We start from the raw sequence: 17,140 nt of genomic DNA on the forward strand, positions 1-17,140 counted from the left end.
TGCATGCCGTGCGGCGCCGGGCCGGGCTGCGACCGGCCGAGGCCGGGCCGAGGCCGGAGCCCGCGCCCCGCGACCCCCGGCCGGCGCCACCGGTGGCGGCCGGCCGCAGGCTGGCGCAGTTGCTGGCCGGGCGTAGCGGCCCGGTCAACGGCGGCGGGCGGCGCGGGAGCGCCCCGGACCTGACGGAGCTGCTGCCGCAGTGGCTGGCCGCGGCCGCGCGGCACGGCTACCGCTCGCCGGCCGCGCTCGTACCCGCGCTGCTGGACGCGGCCCGGGCCCGTACGGACCTGCGGCCGCAGGCCCTGGCCCTGGCAGGGACGCGGGGGCTGTGGCTGGCGCGGATGAATCCGGACTGGCGGTTCGCCCTGCGCGGGGGTTCGGGCGGCGCGGGGGAACTGCCCGCGGTGACGGACCGGACCGCGGTGGAACGGCTCTGGCTGGAGGGGCTGTTCGCGGAGCGGGTGGCCCTGCTCGGTGCCGTCCGGGCCCACGAGGCGGCGGCCGCGCCGCGGCTGCTGATGACGACCTGGGCCACCGAACGGGCCGAGGACCGGCTGATGTTCCTCGATTCGCTGAGGATGGGACTGTCGGAGCAGGACGAGCCGTTCCTGGAGGCGGCGTTGGGTGACCGAAGCCGCAATGTGCGTGCCACGGCCGCCGAGTTGCTGTCCGCGCTGCCGGGCTCGGCGCTGGCGGGGCGGATGGCGGAGCGCGCGTTGGCCTGTGTGGGCCCGGAGGGGGTGACTCCGCCGGCCGAGTGCGACGCGGGGATGCTCCGCGACGGGGTGGTCAAGCGGCCGCCCGCCGGACGCGGGGAGCGTGCCTGGTGGCTGGGCCAGTTGGTGGAGGCTGCGCCGCTGTCGTGCTGGCGGGAGCGGTTCGGGGGGCTCGGCCCGGCGGGGATAGTGGCGCTGCCGGTGGCCGCGGGCGACGGCTGGACGGAGGAGCTGCACGCGGCGTGGTGCCGGGCGGCCGTGCGCCAGCGCGACGCGCCGTGGTCGCGGGCCCTGCTCGGCCCGGCGTCCGCGCCGCCCGCGGCGGGCCCGGGCACGGCCTCGCTCGCGGAACGGGCCAAGCTGCTGGAAACCCTCCCGCACGCGGAGCGGGCGGAGTGGGTCGCGGAGTTCATACGGGCCCACGGGCTGTCGGAAGCGTTCCAGCTGCTCGGGGTGTGCGTGGTGCCGTGGGCGGGGACGCTCGGCCGGGCGGTCGTGGACGCGCTGGACACGGCCCGGGACGCGGGCAGCTACCCGTGGAGCTTCAGCGGGGTGATGGGCCTGGCGGAGCGCTGCCTCGATCCCGCGGAAGCGGGCCGGCTGGAGGCCCTGACCACGGCCGCGGAGGATCTGCCGGACGCGGCCCCCGGTGCGGCCGCGTACTGGGCCGAGGCGTTCCGGCGACTGGTCTCGACCCTTCGCCTCCGCGCGACGATGCTGGCCGAACTGGCCCCCTGAGGGCTGTCCCGCTCATCCCCGGCGGCGGCTCGGCCGGGTACGGGCCGGGGCTTGCCCCGGATCCCGCGCCTCGAAGGCGGGCAGGGCCGCACGTGCGCGGCGCTGCCCGATCGTTGCCAGACCGCCGGAGGGGCTACTGGCGGACGTGGGCGTTGACCCACTCCACGATGGCGGTCGTCGTCGCGCCCGGCGTGAAGATCTCGGCCACGCCCTTCTCCTTCAGAGGGGCGATGTCGTCCTCCGGGATGATGCCGCCGCCGAAGACCTTGATGTCCTCCGCGTCGCGCTCCTTGAGGAGTTCCAGCACGCGCGCGAAGAGCGTGTTGTGGGCGCCGGAAAGGATCGAGAGGCCGATGGCGTCGGCGTCCTCCTGGATGGCGGTGTCCACGATCTGCTCGGGGGTCTGGTGGAGGCCGGTGTAGATGACCTCCATGCCCGCGTCCCGCAGCGCCCGCGCGATCACCTTGGCCCCGCGGTCGTGGCCGTCGAGACCCGGCTTGGCCACCACCACACGGATCGGACCGGTCACACCCATCGCACTGCCTCCCGAGTGAACGAACGTTAAGTACAGCATCGCGCACGCCGCCGTTTCGCGGTCGACCACGAGGGGGAAATCACACGTGGGACGGCATTGCGCCACCGTGCCGACAGCCGCACGGCACGGTGGTGCGAGCGCCGCGGTCCCGCTGAGGCTCAGGGGAGGCCGTCGATGGGGCTGTCCATACCCATGTCCATGCCCTTGTCCGGCGCCGCGCTGCGGGCCGGCGCGCTCGAGGTGATGGTGTTCGGCGGGCACCTCCTGCTGTATCCCACCGGAGTGTGCCAGGAAAAGGTCACCACCCGCCCGCCCGCGACACGGCCTCCGGTCCTCCTTCTCCACGGGTTCACCGACAACCGATCCGTCTTCGTCCTGCTGCGCCGCGCCCTTGGAGCGGGAGGCCGGCACGTGGAGGCGTACAACTACTCACCCTTCACCCTCGACCTGCGCGTCACCGCCCGCCATCTCGCCCGGCGTGCCGAGGAGCTCTGCGAGCGCACCGGACAGGAGCGGGTGGATCTGGTCGGGCACAGCCTGGGCGGGCTGATCGGCCGGTACTACGTGCAGCGGCTCGGCGGCGACAGCCGCGTCCGGACCCTTGTCACCCTGGGCAGCCCGCACGCCGGCACCCGGGTCGCCCCCTTCATGGACGCGCACCCGCTGATACGGCAGATCCGCCCTGACTCCGAGGTGCTGACCGAGCTCGCCGCGCCCGCGCCTGGCTGTGCCACCCGATGCGTCGCGTTCTGGAGCGAGTTCGACGCGCTGATGACTCCGGTCGGAGCCGCGCGGATCGAGCACCCGGATCTATGTGTGGAGAACGTGCAGGTCACCGGTATCGGACATCTCGCGCTGGCCACCCATCCCACGGTGATCGCGGCGGTCCGGCGCACCCTCGACGGGCCCGGTCTGACCGCCGTCACGGGCTCGGATGCCGCCTCCGTCGCCTAGCCGACGACCGACCAGCAGTCGAACTAATTTCGAACTCAAGGCCAAGGGTCCGCATTTCGGCGACCGAAAGACGGCCGAATGCCCGGTTCCGGAGATCTGGGGACCCGGCGAAGATTGTCGTGGCGAGTAACCGCCGGGTACAGTCACGCCACTGCTCTCCTCCGGTGAACCTTGCGTTCCCGGCCACCCAGGCCCCCACTGCCGAGGCGAAAGAGAAGTTGGTGAACGACCGCCCCACGTCGGGCCAGTATCCGGATCCCGGGTACGACGGCCTTTCCACCACCGCTTTCGCTGGTGACTCGACCTACGTTACCTATGAAACGCAGGGCCAAGGGGTTAATTACGCCGCCTACGGCTCCTACGACACGGGTGCGTACGACGCCACCGCATGGGCCTCGCAGGACAGTTACCTGTCCACGATCCCGGCCCAGGCCGCCCCCGCGGACACCACGGGAAGCTGGGACGCGAGCGCCTGGAACACGCCGAGCTCGGACTACTCCGGCTACACGCAGTACCAGCAGCCCTCCTTCGGCTACGACACCTCCGGTGAGCAGACCGGGCATTGGGCGATGCCGGGCTACGGCACCACCGGCACCGAGACCGGCGCCTACGACGCCACCGCCTGGAACACCGTCGCCGAGACCCCGGCCCAGCCCGAGGCCGCCTACACGTATGAGTACCGGCCCGCGCCCGAACCCGCGCAGCAGGAGTACACCTACGAGGCGACCACTGTCGGCTACGCCTACGAGGCCACCGAGGCCGGTGTCATCGACTCCGGTCACCGGAGCGGGTTCGAGACCGGTTTCGAGACCGGGTCCGTCACGTACAGCGAGACCGCCGTCTTCGAGGTGCTCTCCGACGAGACGCCGCAGGTCCATGAGGCGCCCGAGGCGCCCGATCTGCCCGAGGCACGCGATCTCCCCGAGGTCCACGACCTCCCCACCCAGACCATGACCGTGACCTCGACCCCGCGCTCCGCGCGCCGGACGGCCGCCAAGGGCAACGGCAAGGCCGGCTCGGGCGCCAAGGCGAGCAGCACCGGCAGCGGCAACAGCCGTCGCCGCAACCCGGCGAAGCGTTCCGCCTTGCTGACCGTGGCCGTGCCCTCCGCCTGCGTGATGGGCGTCGCGGGTGTCGCGGCCGCCTCCGTCGGCGGCCTCACCGGCACAGACCGGCCCGCCGAGGCGCCCACCACCATGGCCGCGCCCGATCCGGCCTCGGTGAAACCGGTCGCGGCGAACACCAAGCTCGACACCCAACTGGTCGCGCTCAGCGCCGACGCGGGCGACTTCGCGGACCGCGCGAGCCGTACGCAGGAGCGCATCGACCTGCGCGAGCGCCAGGAAGAGGAAAAGAAGAAGAAGGCGGAGGAGGCCGCAGCCAAGGAGGCCGCCCGCCCCAAGTTCGCGATCCCGGTGAACCAGCACGGCCTCAGCGCCAACTTCGGTCAGGCCGGCGGCATGTGGATGTCGGTGCACACCGGCATCGACTTCCCGGTCTCCTACGGAACCCCGGTCATGGCGGCCACCGACGGCACCGTGCGCACCCAGTACAACAGTGCCTACGGGAACATGGCGATAGTGACCGCGCCCGACGGGACCGAGACCTGGTACTGCCACCTCAGCTCCACCAAGATCCGCGGCGGCAAGGTCAAGGCGGGCGAGGTCATCGCCTACTCGGGCAACTCGGGCAACTCCACCGGCCCGCACCTCCACTTCGAGGTCCGGCCGGGCGGCGGCTCCGCGATCGACCCCCTGACGTGGCTGCGCAGCCACGGCCTGGACCCGACGTAACCGGCGGACATAACCGGCTGACGTAACCAGCTGGCCTCACCGGCTGACGTGACTCCCCCATCTACCCCCGATGTGACTACCGCGCGGCCGTACCGAAGGCCGCGCGGCCGCCCGTCGTCCTACAGCTTCTGCACCGGCGCGTAACGCAGCAGCAGCCGCTTGGGCTTGTCGTCCCCGAAGTCGATGGTGGCCTGCGCGTCCGCGCCCGCCCCCTTGACCTCCATGACGGTGCCGAGCCCGAACTGGTCGTGCGTGACCCGGTCCCCGACCACCAGCGCGATGACCGGCTTGTCGGCGGCCCGCCGCGTCGCGAATCCGGACGGCCCCGACTTCGTACGCGACGAGGACAGGAACGCCTCCGGCGAGGTGCCGAACGTCGCCCTGCCCGATCCGGACGACGACGACGACGAACCGTACCCCGAGCTCCGCATCGGACCCGCCGGCTTCTGCGTCGCGCCCGTCCTCTTCCATGTGAGGTACTCGGCCGGAATCTCTTCCAGGAACCGCGACGGCGGGTTGTAGGAGGGCGTACCCCACGCGCTGCGCATGCTGGAGCGCGTCAGGTACAGCCGCTCGCGCGCCCGCGTGATGCCCACGTACGCGAGACGGCGCTCCTCCTCCAGCTCCTTGGTCTGGCCCAGCGCCCGCATGTGCGGGAAGACCCCGTCCTCCATACCGGTCAGGAAGACCACGGGGAATTCGAGGCCCTTGGCGGTGTGCAGGGTCATCAGCGTGATGACGCCCGTGCCCTCGGTGTCCTCGTCCGGGATCTGGTCGGAGTCGGCGACGAGCGCGACCTGCTCCAGGAACTCGGCCAGGGTGCCGGACCCGGGAGCCGGGGCCCCGGTCTCGGCGGCCTCGGCCGCCGCGGCCTCGCGTGCCTGCTCGAACTCCAGCGCCACGGCCGCGAGCTCCTGCAGGTTCTCGATGCGCGTCTCGTCCTGCGGGTCGGTCGACGCCTGGAGCTCGGCGAGGTAACCCGTCCGCTCCAGCACCGCCTCCAGCACCACCGCCGGGCCCGCGCCCGAGTCGACGATCGTGCCCAGCTCCTCCATCAGCACGTTGAACCGCTTCACCGCGTTCGTGGACCGCGCTGCCATGCCGAAGGCCTCGTCCACGCGGCGCAGGGCCTGCGGGAAGGTGATCTTCTCGCGCATCGCGAGGGCGTCGATCATCGCCTCGGCGCGTTCGCCGATGCCGCGCTTGGGCACGTTCAGGATGCGCCGCAGCGGGACGTTGTCCTCCGGGTTCGCCAGGACGCGCAGGTACGCGAGGACGTCGCGGACCTCCTTGCGCTCGTAGAAGCGGACGCCGCCGACGACCTTGTAGGGCAGTCCGACCCGGATGAAGATCTCCTCGAACACGCGGGACTGCGCGTTGGTCCGGTAGAAGATCGCGACGTCGCCCGCCTTGGCGTCGCCCGCGTCCGTCAGCCGGTCGATCTCGTCGGCGACGAACTGGGCCTCGTCGTGCTCGGTGTCCGCGACGTAACCGGTGATGACGGCGCCGGTGCCGGCCTGGGTCCACAGGTTCTTCGCGCGGCGGTTCTCGTTGCGCTCGATGACCGCGTTGGCGGCCGAGAGGATCGTCTGCGTGGAGCGGTAGTTCTGCTCCAGCAGGATCGTCGTCGCGTCCTTGTAGTCCTCTTCGAACTGGAGGATGTTGCGGATGGTCGCGCCGCGGAAGGCGTAGATCGACTGGTCTGCGTCACCCACCACGCACAGCTCGGCCGGGGGCAGGTCGGGGTAGCCGGTGCCCACCAGCTCGCGCACCAGCGTGTACTGCGCGTGGTTGGTGTCCTGGTACTCGTCGACGAGGACGTGCCGGAAGCGGCGCCGGTAGTGCTCGGCGACGTCCGGGAACGCCTGGAGCAGGTGGACCGTGGTCATGATGATGTCGTCGAAGTCGAGGGCGTTGGCCTCGCGCAGCCGCCCCTGGTACATCGCGTACGCCTGGGCCAGGGTCTTCTCGAAGCCGTCCACCGCTTGGTCGGCGAAGGCTTCCTCGTCGATCAGCTCGTTCTTCAGGTTCGAGATCTTGGCGTTGAAGGCCTTCGGCGGGAACTTCTTCGGGTCCAGATCCAGGTCGCGGCAGACGAGCGCCATCAGGCGCTTCGAGTCGGCCGCGTCGTAGATCGAGAACGAGGACGTGAAGCCGAGCCGCTTGGACTCGCGGCGCAGGATGCGCACGCACGCGCTGTGGAAGGTGGAGACCCACATGGCGTTCGCGCGCGGGCCGACCAGGCCCTCGACGCGCTCCTTCATCTCACCGGCGGCCTTGTTGGTGAAGGTGATCGCCAGGATCTGGCCGGGGTGGACGTTTCGCGCGGACAGCAGGTGCCCGATGCGGTGGGTCAGCACCCGGGTCTTGCCGGAGCCGGCGCCGGCCACGATGAGCAGCGGGGAACCCGCGTGCACCACGGCCGCGCGCTGCTCCTCGTTGAGCCCGTCCAGGAGCGTCGCCGGGTCGATGACGGGCCTGGGGGCGCCGTCCCGGTAGTACGCGTCCCCGCTCATGGGTACGTCGAACCGGCCCCCGAAGAGATCGTCCGCGCCCGCTTCGGGGGCGGCGTGATCCTCGGGCGGCGGCGGGACTTCCTCGGAGGGGGTGAGGTCCGCCAGGAAACTGTCGTCAAAGAGGCTGCTCATCGCATTCCGAGTCTAGGGGGCGGGACCGACAGGCCAGCACGAGTTCGAGCAGACCGGGAAAACGGAGCTCCAGGTCCTCGCGGCGCAGCGCGAGGAAGAGCTTGCGGCCCTGGGGGCGCTGGCAGACGAGCCCGCTCTCGCGCAGCGTCTTGAGGTGGTGCGTGACGCTGGAGCGGGGCAGGCCGGGGACGACCTCACCGCAGCACGCCTCTTCGCCGGAGGCCAGCTTGCGGACGATCTCCAGCCGGACGGGATGTCCGAGCGCCGCCAGGACCTCGACGAGCTCGATGCGGTCGGCGGCGGGGTGGCTCGGCTCGGCGGCGGCAGCAGGCATGACCCCACTGTACGCAGATCTCGTACGGATAATGCCGTACCGTTCGAAGATCTCGTACAATTGAATCGTCCGAGAAGCCGGCGGTCGCCAGGGCCCGCGGTCGTCGCGGCCGGCGGTCCTCACGGCCGGATCGACCCGCTTCCCCGGCCGACCGGGCCGCCTCGTACGCTCGACGCCATGGACGTACTCATCAGTGTCTTCGTCGGCCTGCACATCATCGGGATCGCCTCGCTCCTCGGTGGGTTCCTGACCCAGATGAAGGCGATGAGCGCGGGCACCGCCCGTTTCACGCCCGCCATGCTGCACGGCGCGCTCACCATGCTGGTCACCGGCGTACTCCTGGTCGGCTTCAACCAGATGGACGGGACCCCCGTCAACAACGTCAAGGTCGGCGTGAAGCTCGCGATACTCTTCGTGATCCTCTGCCTCGTCTACGTCAAGCGCGACGAGGAGCAGGTGGACAAGGCGCTGTTCGGGGCGGTCGGCGGGCTGACCGTGATCAACATCTTCATCGCCCTTCTCTGGCACTGACCCACACCGGAACGATCCATTCCGGTCCTCGGCGGCCAGCTCCGGTCGTATCGAGCCACTTGCGTTCATCTCGTCATCCGCCCGTTACCCACGGGTCTAGCGTCCTCCTCCAAGCACCGACAGAGGAAGGATGTGAGGCCCGCGTGGCCAGTCATCGAAAGCCCAGGCAGCGCCCGCTCTCCGGCGGCCCGGTACGCACGACCGCCGCCACCCTCGCCCTCGCGGGCGCTGCCACCGTCTTCGAAGGCGCTTCCCAGGCCGCCCCCCGGCCCACCCCCGCCCAGGTCAAGTCGGAGGTGGACCGGCTCTACGAGGAGGCCGAGGCGGCGACCGAGCAGTACAACGGGGCGAAGGAGCAGGCGGACGAGGCCGAACGCGCGCTGACCGGACTGCGCGAGGAGACCGCCCGCAAGACCGACCAGCTCAACACCGCCCGCAGCGCGCTCGGCACGCTCGCCGCCTCCCAGTACCGCAGCGGGTCGCTGGGTACCGCCGTCCAGCTCGCGCTGGCCTCCGACCCGCAGGAGTATCTCTCCCGGAGCGCGTTCATCGCCCGTGCCGGGGACCGTAACGCCGCCGGGATCACCACCGTGCGCCGCCGGCTCGACGAGGTCGGCAAGCTCCGCGAGCAGGCCTCCGGGCGGCTCTCGGACCTCCGCTCCCGCCAGGAAGAGCTCGCCGGGCACAAGGCCGTGATCGAGGAGAAGCTCACCGCCGCCAAGAACCTGCTGGCCCGGCTCACCGCCGAGGAGCGGGCCGCCTACGAGGCCCAGTCGCCCGGCGGACCGGCCACCGCACCCGCCGCTCCCGCCGCACCCGCCGCGTCCAAGGGCAGCACGCCCCCGCTCCCGTCCGACGGTTCGCGCGCGGCCCGCGCCGTGGCCTTCGCGTACGGCGCGATCGGCAAGCCGTACGTCTGGGGCGCGACGGGCCCGGGGTCTTTCGACTGCTCCGGCCTGACCCAGGCGGCGTGGCGCTCGGCCGGGGTCTCGCTGCCCCGCACCACCTACACCCAGATCAACGCCGGCCGGCGCGTGTCCCGTGACCAGCTGGCCCCCGGCGACCTGGTGTTCTTCTACTCCGGGGTGACCCACGTCGGCCTCTACATCGGCAACGGCCAGATGATCCACGCCCCGCGCCCCGGATCGACGGTCCGGCCGGCGCCGATCGACTCGATGCCCTGGGCCGGCGCCTCCCGCCCCGCGTGACCGCCCAGCCCTGGCGCAGTACCCGCACGTTCCGCGCCGGCGGAGGCAGGAGCCGAGGGCGGCGCCACGTGGCTCCGCGGGTGCGCCGCTGATACGCCGGCACGACCCCGGCCGCGTCCGCGTCCGCCGATCGGCCTACGGCGTCTTGACCACGCCGCTCAGCCAGCCGAAGGTCTGCGGCAGCTGCTTGGACCACGATTCGAGGTTGTGCCCGCCGACGACCTTCTCCGCGTGGACCACGGTCGGGCTCTTGGCGATCGCCTTGAGGTCCGTGCCGGACAGGTAGCCGTCCTGCTCTGCCCCCGACATCCACAGCGCCACCGGCGGCGGGGTGGGCGCGGCCTGGAGCACGTTCTTCAGGTTGTGCGTGCGGCGCAGTTCGGGGTCCTTGGCGACCAGCGACGAGGGCTCCTGCCCCGGGTCGTTGTAGCCGGACAGGGAGACGGCCGCGCTGTAGCGGTCGGGGTGGGCGATGGCGAGCTTGGCGGCGCAGTACGCGCCGGCCGAGTAGCCGGCCACGCCCCAGGTGCGGGCCTCGTCCGAGGCCCGGAAGTTGTCGACGACCATCTTGCGGACGTCGACGCTGAACCAGCTGTCCGCGTTGACCTTGCCGGGGATGTTGGCGCAGCCGGTGTCGCCGTTGCCGAGCAGCATGGCGCGCGGCGAGACCAGGATGAACGGCTGCACCTTGCCGCTCTTCATCAGCGGCTCCAGCACCTCGTGCGCCTTGAGCCCCTGGAACCAGGACTTGCCCGTCCCCGGTATGCCCGGTATCAGCTCGACCACCGGGAACTTCTTGTCCTTGTAGGCCGGATCGTCGTACTGCGGCGGCAGCCACACCATGACATCGCCCTTGACTCCGGAGACCTTGCCGTCGAGCTCCGTCTTCTTGACCCGACCGCCCAGCCCCTCGACCGGCTGGAAGTCCTGCTTGACCTTCGGCGCCTCTTCGACCTTCTTGCCGCCGAGCCCGTCCGGGCCGAGGTCGGGGGCAGCCGTGACGTACGTGCCGGTACCGAGCAGGTCGCTCCAGGAGGCATAGAAGTGCTCGGCCCGGTTGACCGCGACGAACACCACGGCGACGGCTGTGACCTGGGCGAACACCACCATCGACGCGCGCGTGACGGCACGTACGGCGGCCGGGCCGCGCACCTTGCTCCACACGGCCAGCGGAAGGACGACGGCGATCACCGTCAGGGCGATCACCGTCGCGAAGAAGGGTGTACCGGTCAAGCTCATCACGTCAGCCTAGAGGGCGGCGTGCGCGCTCCCGGTTGCCAGGTCGACCTGCGGCGTGGGTCACACCGCAGGTCAGACGTCCGACGCCGGACTCAGACCAGGCGGCGGGCCGTCGCCCACCGGGTCAGCTCGTGCCGGTTGGAGAGCTGGAGCTTGCGCAGGACGGCGGAGACGTGCGACTCCACGGTCTTCACCGAGATGAAGAGCTGCTTGGCGATCTCCTTGTACGCATACCCGCGCGCGATCAGCCGCAGCACCTCGCGCTCGCGCTGCGTGAGCCGGTCCAGGTCCTCGTCGACCGGCGGAGCGTCCGTCGAGGCGAACGCGTCGAGCACGAAGCCCGCCAGCCTCGGCGAGAACACCGCGTCCCCGTCCTGCACGCGGAAGACCGAGTCCACCAGGTCGGCGCCGGTGATCGTCTTGGTGACGTACCCGCGCGCGCCGCCCCGGATGACCCCGATGACGTCCTCGGCCGCGTCCGACACCGACAGCGCCAGGAACCGCACCGGGTTCTCGGCCGCTGCCATCAGCGGGGCGCAGCGCCGCAGTACCTCGACGCCGCCGCCGCCGGGCAGGTGCACGTCGAGCAGGACCACCTCGGGCCGCGTGGCGGTGATGACGGTGACGGCCTGGTCGACGTCGGCCGCCTCGCCGACGACCTCGACGCCCGTCCGGTCGGTCTCGCCGATCTCGGCCTGCACGCCCGTACGGAACATCCTGTGGTCGTCGACGAGCACCACCCGGACCCGCCTGGTCTCCCCCGTGCCCGCGTTCTCTCCGGCCTCGGTCATGGTGTGTTCGCCGCCCTCTCCATCTCCAGCTCGACTTCCGTGCCGCCGTCGGGCGCGGACCGCAGCCGTGCGGTCCCGCCGTTGCGCTGCATCCGGCCGATGATCGATTCTCGTACGCCCATGCGGTCACCGGGTACCGCGTCGATGTCGAAGCCCGGTCCCCGGTCCCGAACGGACACGAACACCGTCATCCCCTCGACCTCCGCGTACACCTGTACGGGCCCGCCCTCGCCACCGTACTTGGCGGCGTTGACCATCGCCTCGCGCGCGGCCTGGATCTGTGCCGCCAGCCCCTCGTCGAGCGGGCAGTCCCCGACCACCACGACCTCGATCGCAACACCGTGGTGGTCCTCCACCTCGGCGGCGGTCTTCTTCACGGCCTCCGCCAGGGTGTCCGGCTCCTCGGCCTCGTCCTTGCCGGTGCCCTCGGGCTTGTAGAGCCAGTTCCGCAGCTCGCGTTCCTGCGCCCGCGCGAGGCGGCGCACCTCGGAGACGTCTTCCGCGTTGCGCTGGATCAGGGTGAGGGTGTGCAGCACCGAGTCGTGCACATGGGCGGCGACCTCGGCGCGCTCCTGGGCGCGGATGCGCATCAGGCGTTCCTCGGACAGGTCCTGGGTCATCCGGATCAGCCACGGTCCGGCGAGCAGCGCCACGCCCACGAGGACGGCGAGGGTGGCGGTGAGGACGTTGCCGAGCTGCGCCGCGGAGCCCCGTACGACGATGAAGACGGTCAGGCCCACGCCGACCAGGGCGACGCCGGCGAGCGCCCGCGCCACCTGGAAGAGCCGCCCGTGCCGTCCGGCGGCCGTCGACCAGTGGGCGCGGCGGGCGTTGTCGGCCTGCCGCCATACGAGCACCACCCCGGCCCCGACCAGCAGCGTCGGCCACACGTACCGGCCGGATGCACCGCCCTGCTGGACCTTGGAGATGAAGATGGCCGCGCCGATGAACAGGGCGATCAGCGCGGTGATCTGCCCGCGGTCGGGCTTGCGCAGCCGGCGGGTGCCGTCGGGGAGGGTCTCGAAGAAGGAGCGGTGCCCGGTCCGGCCGCCGACGCCGAGCGGTACGAAGACCCAGAACGCGGCGTACAGCAGCACGCCCAGCCCGTCGCCCCACATGAACAGCAGGAGGAACGCCAGGCGGACCCAGCCCACCGGAAGCCCGAGGTGCCCGGCGAGACCGCGCGCGACACCGCCGAGCATCCGGCCGTCGGCGCTGCGGTAGAGCTTGCGCTGCGGCACCTCGTCGGCGTCCGGTGCGTGCGGGATACGAGGAGCGGCGGCTACGGGCATGTCACCAAGGGTCACACGCCCGGTGGTTGCCGGACATCAGGGCATCCCCCCACATCCACCGGGCGGATATCAGGGTTGCACCAGGGTAGGGCCGGATGCCGCTCGCTTCCGCGTGCCGTCACCATGGACCCATGACCGAAGTACACGACGCCCCGCCGGCCGGGCCCGGGGCCCCGCGGGCCGCCGACGCCAGGCCGCCCCTGCGCCGCAGCAAGCGCGACAAGGTCCTCGCGGGCGTGTGCGGCGGCCTCGGCCGGTACTTCGACCTGGACCCGGTGGTCTTCCGCATCGTCCTCGGTGTCCTCGCGGTCACCGGCGGCGTCGGTCTGATCTTCTACGGCTTCGCGTGGCTGCTGCTCCCGCAGGAGGGCGAGGAGGACAGCGAGGCGAAGAAGCTGCTGACCGGCCGGGTGGAGGGGGCCACGCTGGCGGCCGTGTTCGCCGCGCTGGTGGGCTGCGCGCTGTTCCTGTCGATGCTGGACAACGGCGGGCTGGCGGCCTTCTCGGTGCTGGTCGTCCTGGCCCTGGGCGGGGCCTCGTACTGGTCGCAGCGCAAGCGGCACACCGGCCGGCCCGAGGCGCAGGCGCCCGACCCGGTCGGCGGCGCCCCCCGCGCCGCGCACTCGCCGGCCCCGCCGGAGACGCAGGCGCCGCCCATCCCCGGCGGCCCGTCCTGGTGGCGGGACCCGCTGGTCAAGGACGGGACGACCGGCCCGGTCGGGGGGACGGGATATCTGTGGGGGCCCGACGACACCGCCGATCCGGCGGTGGTCGGCCGCCGCACCCCTCAGGCGGCCGCGAAGGCGCCCGTCGCTCCGGCCCGCCCGCGCGGCGGCATCGGCGGCCGGGTCTTCGTGCTGGCGCTGCTGGCCGGGATCGCGGGGACCGCCGCCACCTGGGAGGGCAACCCGCTCGGTGAGGCCCTGCAGACCGGGCTCGCCGCGGCGCTGGTCGTCTTCGGTTTCGGCCTCGCGGTGAGTTCCCTGCTGGGACATACCGGCTTCGGCACGATCGTGCTGGCCGTGTTCACCGCGGGTCTGCTCGCGGGCGCGGCCGTGCTGCCGCGGGAGATCGGCACGGACTGGCAGCGGGTGGAGTGGCGTCCGGCCGCGGTGGCCGACGTGAAGCCCGTGTACGAGGCGGGCACCGGGCTCGCCACCTTGGACCTGAGCCGTCTGGACGTGCCGAAGGGCACCACGGTCGCCGTCGAGGCGTCCATCGACGCGGGCCGGCTCAAGGTGGTCCTGCCGCGGGAGGTCACCGCGCGGGCCGATGTCACCATCCGGCGTGCGGGCGACGTGCAGATGCCCGGGGACCGCGCGAACCGGATCGAGCATGTCGGAGAGCAGAACCGTACGGAAACCCTCGCGCCGGCTGCCGGCACCGAGGCCGGCGGGACGATCGAGCTGCACCTCCGTGCGGATTTCGGACAGGTGGAGGTGGCCCGTGCGGCGTCATGAGTTCCAGCCGGGACGGCTGATCGCGGGGCTGGCCCTGGTGGCGGCCGGCCTGCTCTACCTGGCCGGAAACACCGGCGAGGCGGACCTGCCCTGGTTCGCGGTCATCCCGATCACCATGGGCGGGCTCACCCTCGCCGCGCTGGTCGGGCTGGTGACCTACGCCGTACGCCGGGACAGGCGCGACCGGATCACCGAGTCCAGCGACAGGTAGGGCGCCCCGGCAAGGATCAGCGGGGTCCACGCGATCATGTAGATCAGATCGTTGCCGTAGTAGTACGGGGTCACCGCCCACGACACCGTCAGCCACAGGCTGAGAGAGATCAGCGCCCCGCCGGCGGCCGCGATCCGGGTCAGCAGGCCGGCCAGGGCTCCGAGGCCGACCAGGATCTCCGCGAGGGCCAGGGCGACGGCGAAGCCGACGGGCGAGTGCAGCGCCGTGTCCACCATGGCGGGGATCGCCGAGGTGTCGCGCACCCCGCGCATCAGGTCGCCGATGGAACCGTCGCCGGAGGCGGAGAGGAACGCCGGGTCGGTCAGTTTGTCGATCCCCGCGTACACGAAGGTCACACCGAGGAAGAGCCGCAGGGGCAGCAGGGCGTGCCGGGAGGCCAGCTCACGCAGGCCGGTCGCGGTGCGGGGGGCGTCGGTTTCAAGAACATCGGTTCGGTTCACGGGACATGTGTACCCCGATCACTCGGCAACATCGATGGTGCAGCGGTTGGATTCCACCCCTGCGGCCGTGACCACCTGGATCTCGACGCGCCCCGGCTCCACCTCCGCCGGGACCGGCACGGTCAGCACGCCGTCGGAGGGGTTGGTGAATCCGCCCGCCACCGGGACCAGCGGCACGTGCACGTGCACCGCCCCGATCCGTACGACCAGACGGGCCAGCATCTCCGGCGTCTGCGCCCCGGGCGGCACGAAGCCCACACCCCGGATCTCGATGTCGTCCCCGGGGCGGACGGCCGCGTCCAGATCCCCGGGCTCCCGTCTGCGCACCACCGACAGCACCAGGGGACGGCTGCCCTCCGCGTACTTCGCCGCCAGGTACACCGCGGCCGACAGCGCCACCAGCAGGGCCAGCGCCCACGGCAGCTGCGGCAGCCGGTCGGGGAAGCGCGCCAGCGAGGCCGCCGCGTAGCCGAGCACCACCGTCGAGACGAGCACGTACTGCGCGTCGGGGAAGCTCCCGCGGCCCGCGTCGTCGGTCAGCAGGTCCACCCCGCGCGGCCGGTCGGCCGGCAGCTTCTGCAGCCGCTGGCCCATGATCCGTACGGAGACCACCCTGCGCACCAGCACCGCCACGGCCGAGGTCAGCGAGACGACCGCCAGCAGCGGGAGCGCCCGGTCCAGCGCGAGGCCCGCGTACAGCGCCTGCCGCTCGGGGCCGGGCGCCGACGCGGCCAGCCGCAGGGCGGGCAGCAGCGTGGCGAAGGCCGTCAGCACCACCCAGGCGCTGGGCACCGCCTTGGAGGTGGACAGCCGGTTGTCCTCGCCGACCAGCGGGGCCAGCAGCCCGCCCCGCACGGACTGGGCGCGGGCCGCAGCGGTGAGCAGCCCGGCCAGCACCAGGGCGGCGAGCAGCCCGGCGGTGCGCGCCGTGGACCAGCCGGTGCCGAGCGCGGCGGCGACCTGCACCAGCAGCAGGACCCCCGCGGTGATCCAGACGGCGAGGACGGCCCGCCGCGAGAACCGGTACAGCCAGGAGGTGCCGGCCTCCCGGCCCCGGTCGGCCACGGTGCGGGCGGACAGGGTCAGCTCGTCGGAGACCCACTGGCGGGAGGCGCCGAGCGAGTGGGCCACGGCGGCCGGCACGCCCTGCCCTGAGGCGAACTCGTCGCGCTTCTCCAGGAACGCCGCGACCGCGCGGCGGTGGCCCTCGCGGGCGCACTCCTGGCAGGCGCAGGCGGTGGTGTGGGTACTTCGGGACATCTCTTGGACAGCCACGTACGTGCCGCCTCTCTGAACTACGGGGCAATGCCAGCGAATTGTGCACCACTGCGACAGTGCTCCGGATTGCGCACGATGTCAGAGCAGGTGATTAACGGTTCATGATGTTGACGCCACCAGCTCCCTGAGTGGCTGATAGCTCACCCAGGCGGCCAGATCGGACCCGAACCGCTCGCGCGTCAGGGTCGCGGCGCGGTGATCGATGGGCAGCGGCTTCCCGGCGGCGCGGGCGATCAGCTGCACCTGCGCGGCCCGTTCCGCCTCGATGAACCACCAGACCGCGGCGTCCACGGAGTCCCCCACCGTCAGCAGCCCCCGGTTGCGCAGGACGAGCGCCTTGTACGGGCCCAGCGCGAGCGCCGTCCGTTCCGGCTCGTCGGGCCCGGAGTATTCGTCGAGGAGCGCGTGGTCCTCGTAGAAGGCGCACGCCTCCTCGGTGATCGGGGCCAGCAGCTCGCCCAGGGCCGCGAGGGCCCGGCCGTACGGGGCCCGCGCGCGGACGACGGCGGTCACCTCGGGGCGCCGGCGGTGGACGGCCGCGTGCACGGCGAAGGCCAGCTGGTTGACCCGGCGGCCGCCCCGGAGCACCCGCCCGTCCCCGTCGACCAGCAGCAGGTCGTCGGCGGTGAGCGCGGTGAAGGCCCGGCCGAAGGGGTTCACCCAGTAGCAGTCCTCGAACTCCGGGTCCCGTGCGGTGATCTGCCCCGCCACCCCGTCCTCGTACCCGAGGCGCCCCAGCAGCCGCAGCGCCTCGGCGAGCCGCTCCTTGCGGTGGGCACGCGCCGCTCCGGCGGTGTCGTGCACGGGCGGCATCTCGAAGCCCAGCCGCTCCACGGGCACGGGTACGGGCTGGTCCGGCATGGGCGCTCCTTCGGACGGCTCGGCTCGCCGCGCAAGGTACCCGGGCCCCTGCCAACTGGCCAGAGGAACGGCGAAGCCGCCGCCCGCGGG

General features: G+C 72.2%; 16 protein-coding genes. 7 read left to right on the forward strand and 9 right to left on the reverse strand.

The window, feature by feature from the left end; all coding sequences use genetic code 11:
- Window positions 1–1,454: DUF5691 domain-containing protein (locus tag ACWGIU_RS08385; RefSeq protein ID WP_453703635.1), on the forward strand; the 1,454-nt coding region annotated here is incomplete at its 5' end.
- Between the two features lie 133 nt (window positions 1,455–1,587).
- Here ACWGIU_RS08385 and ACWGIU_RS08390 read toward each other — a convergent pair.
- A complete protein-coding gene (locus tag ACWGIU_RS08390; RefSeq protein ID WP_030712743.1) occupies window positions 1,588–1,989 on the reverse strand; it encodes a cobalamin B12-binding domain-containing protein in 402 nt (133 codons plus the stop codon).
- A gap of 174 nt (window positions 1,990–2,163) precedes the next feature.
- On the opposite strand from ACWGIU_RS08390, the gene ACWGIU_RS08395 reads away from it, so the two are divergent.
- Together ACWGIU_RS08395 and ACWGIU_RS08400 are read left to right on the forward strand one after the other, a co-directional pair.
- Window positions 2,164–2,943 carry an esterase/lipase family protein gene (locus tag ACWGIU_RS08395; protein ID WP_453703637.1) on the forward strand — a complete coding sequence of 260 codons (780 nt, stop codon included), beginning with the start codon at window positions 2,164–2,166 and terminating at the stop codon, window positions 2,941–2,943.
- 164 nt (window positions 2,944–3,107) lie between these two features.
- Window positions 3,108–4,736 carry a M23 family metallopeptidase gene (locus ACWGIU_RS08400; protein WP_453703639.1) on the forward strand — a complete coding sequence of 543 codons (1,629 nt, stop codon included), beginning with the start codon at window positions 3,108–3,110 and terminating at the stop codon, window positions 4,734–4,736.
- Between the two features lie 119 nt (window positions 4,737–4,855).
- Here the strand turns inward: ACWGIU_RS08400 and pcrA are convergent, their stop codons facing one another.
- Both pcrA and ACWGIU_RS08410 read right to left on the reverse strand, forming a co-directional pair.
- A complete protein-coding gene (gene pcrA / locus ACWGIU_RS08405) occupies window positions 4,856–7,384 on the reverse strand; it encodes a DNA helicase PcrA (protein WP_453703641.1) in 2,529 nt (842 codons plus the stop codon).
- Entirely contained in the window at window positions 7,368–7,718 is a 351-nt protein-coding gene (locus ACWGIU_RS08410) for an ArsR/SmtB family transcription factor (RefSeq protein ID WP_453703643.1), read from the reverse strand. Before ACWGIU_RS08410 ends, pcrA begins: the two co-directional genes overlap by 17 nt.
- 177 nt (window positions 7,719–7,895) lie before the next feature.
- Between ACWGIU_RS08410 and ACWGIU_RS08415 the strand changes: the two genes are divergently transcribed.
- On the forward strand, window positions 7,896–8,249 hold the full coding sequence (locus tag ACWGIU_RS08415; RefSeq protein WP_453703645.1) for a hypothetical protein: 354 nt from the start codon (window positions 7,896–7,898) through the stop codon (window positions 8,247–8,249).
- A 143-nt stretch (window positions 8,250–8,392) separates the two neighbouring features.
- Window positions 8,393–9,457, forward strand: coding sequence for an NlpC/P60 family protein (locus ACWGIU_RS08420; protein ID WP_453703647.1), 1,065 nt, complete (start codon window positions 8,393–8,395; stop codon window positions 9,455–9,457).
- A 135-nt stretch (window positions 9,458–9,592) separates the two neighbouring features.
- Here ACWGIU_RS08420 and ACWGIU_RS08425 read toward each other — a convergent pair whose 3' ends face one another.
- From ACWGIU_RS08425 to ACWGIU_RS08435, 3 genes are all read right to left on the reverse strand, one after another.
- The gene (locus ACWGIU_RS08425) at window positions 9,593–10,696 is read right to left on the reverse strand and encodes an alpha/beta hydrolase (protein ID WP_453703649.1); all 1,104 of its coding nucleotides are present in this window, start codon (window positions 10,694–10,696) and stop codon (window positions 9,593–9,595) included.
- A gap of 92 nt (window positions 10,697–10,788) precedes the next feature.
- Entirely contained in the window at window positions 10,789–11,487 is a 699-nt protein-coding gene (locus ACWGIU_RS08430) for a LuxR C-terminal-related transcriptional regulator (RefSeq protein WP_453703651.1), read from the reverse strand.
- On the reverse strand, window positions 11,484–12,779 hold the full coding sequence (locus tag ACWGIU_RS08435; protein ID WP_453703653.1) for an ATP-binding protein: 1,296 nt from the start codon (window positions 12,777–12,779) through the stop codon (window positions 11,484–11,486). The genes ACWGIU_RS08430 and ACWGIU_RS08435 overlap by 4 nt, the downstream gene beginning before the upstream one ends.
- 131 nt (window positions 12,780–12,910) lie before the next feature.
- Here ACWGIU_RS08435 and ACWGIU_RS08440 point away from each other — a divergent pair, with 131 nt between their 5' ends.
- Both ACWGIU_RS08440 and ACWGIU_RS08445 read left to right on the forward strand, forming a co-directional pair.
- Window positions 12,911–14,239, forward strand: coding sequence for a PspC domain-containing protein (locus ACWGIU_RS08440; protein WP_453703655.1), 1,329 nt, complete (start codon window positions 12,911–12,913; stop codon window positions 14,237–14,239).
- Window positions 14,226–14,450, forward strand: coding sequence for a hypothetical protein (locus ACWGIU_RS08445; protein WP_453703657.1), 225 nt, complete (start codon window positions 14,226–14,228; stop codon window positions 14,448–14,450). The genes ACWGIU_RS08440 and ACWGIU_RS08445 overlap by 14 nt, the downstream gene beginning before the upstream one ends.
- Here the strand turns inward: ACWGIU_RS08445 and ACWGIU_RS08450 are convergent.
- The 3 genes from ACWGIU_RS08450 to ACWGIU_RS08460 form a co-directional block, all read right to left on the reverse strand.
- Entirely contained in the window at window positions 14,396–14,911 is a 516-nt protein-coding gene (locus tag ACWGIU_RS08450; protein ID WP_453703659.1) for a TQO small subunit DoxD, read from the reverse strand. The two genes, ACWGIU_RS08445 and ACWGIU_RS08450, sit on opposite strands and share 55 nt — an antisense overlap.
- Before the next feature lie 18 nt (window positions 14,912–14,929).
- The gene (locus ACWGIU_RS08455; RefSeq protein WP_453703661.1) at window positions 14,930–16,186 is read right to left on the reverse strand and encodes a hypothetical protein; all 1,257 of its coding nucleotides are present in this window, start codon (window positions 16,184–16,186) and stop codon (window positions 14,930–14,932) included.
- A 102-nt stretch (window positions 16,187–16,288) separates the two neighbouring features.
- Window positions 16,289–17,050: a class II aldolase/adducin family protein gene (locus tag ACWGIU_RS08460; protein WP_453703663.1), complete on the reverse strand. Its 762-nt coding sequence runs from the start codon at window positions 17,048–17,050 to the stop codon at window positions 16,289–16,291.
- Window positions 17,051–17,140: the final 90 nt, after the last annotated feature.

The sequence above is a fragment of the Streptomyces sp. NPDC054840 genome, from assembly GCF_053611065.1.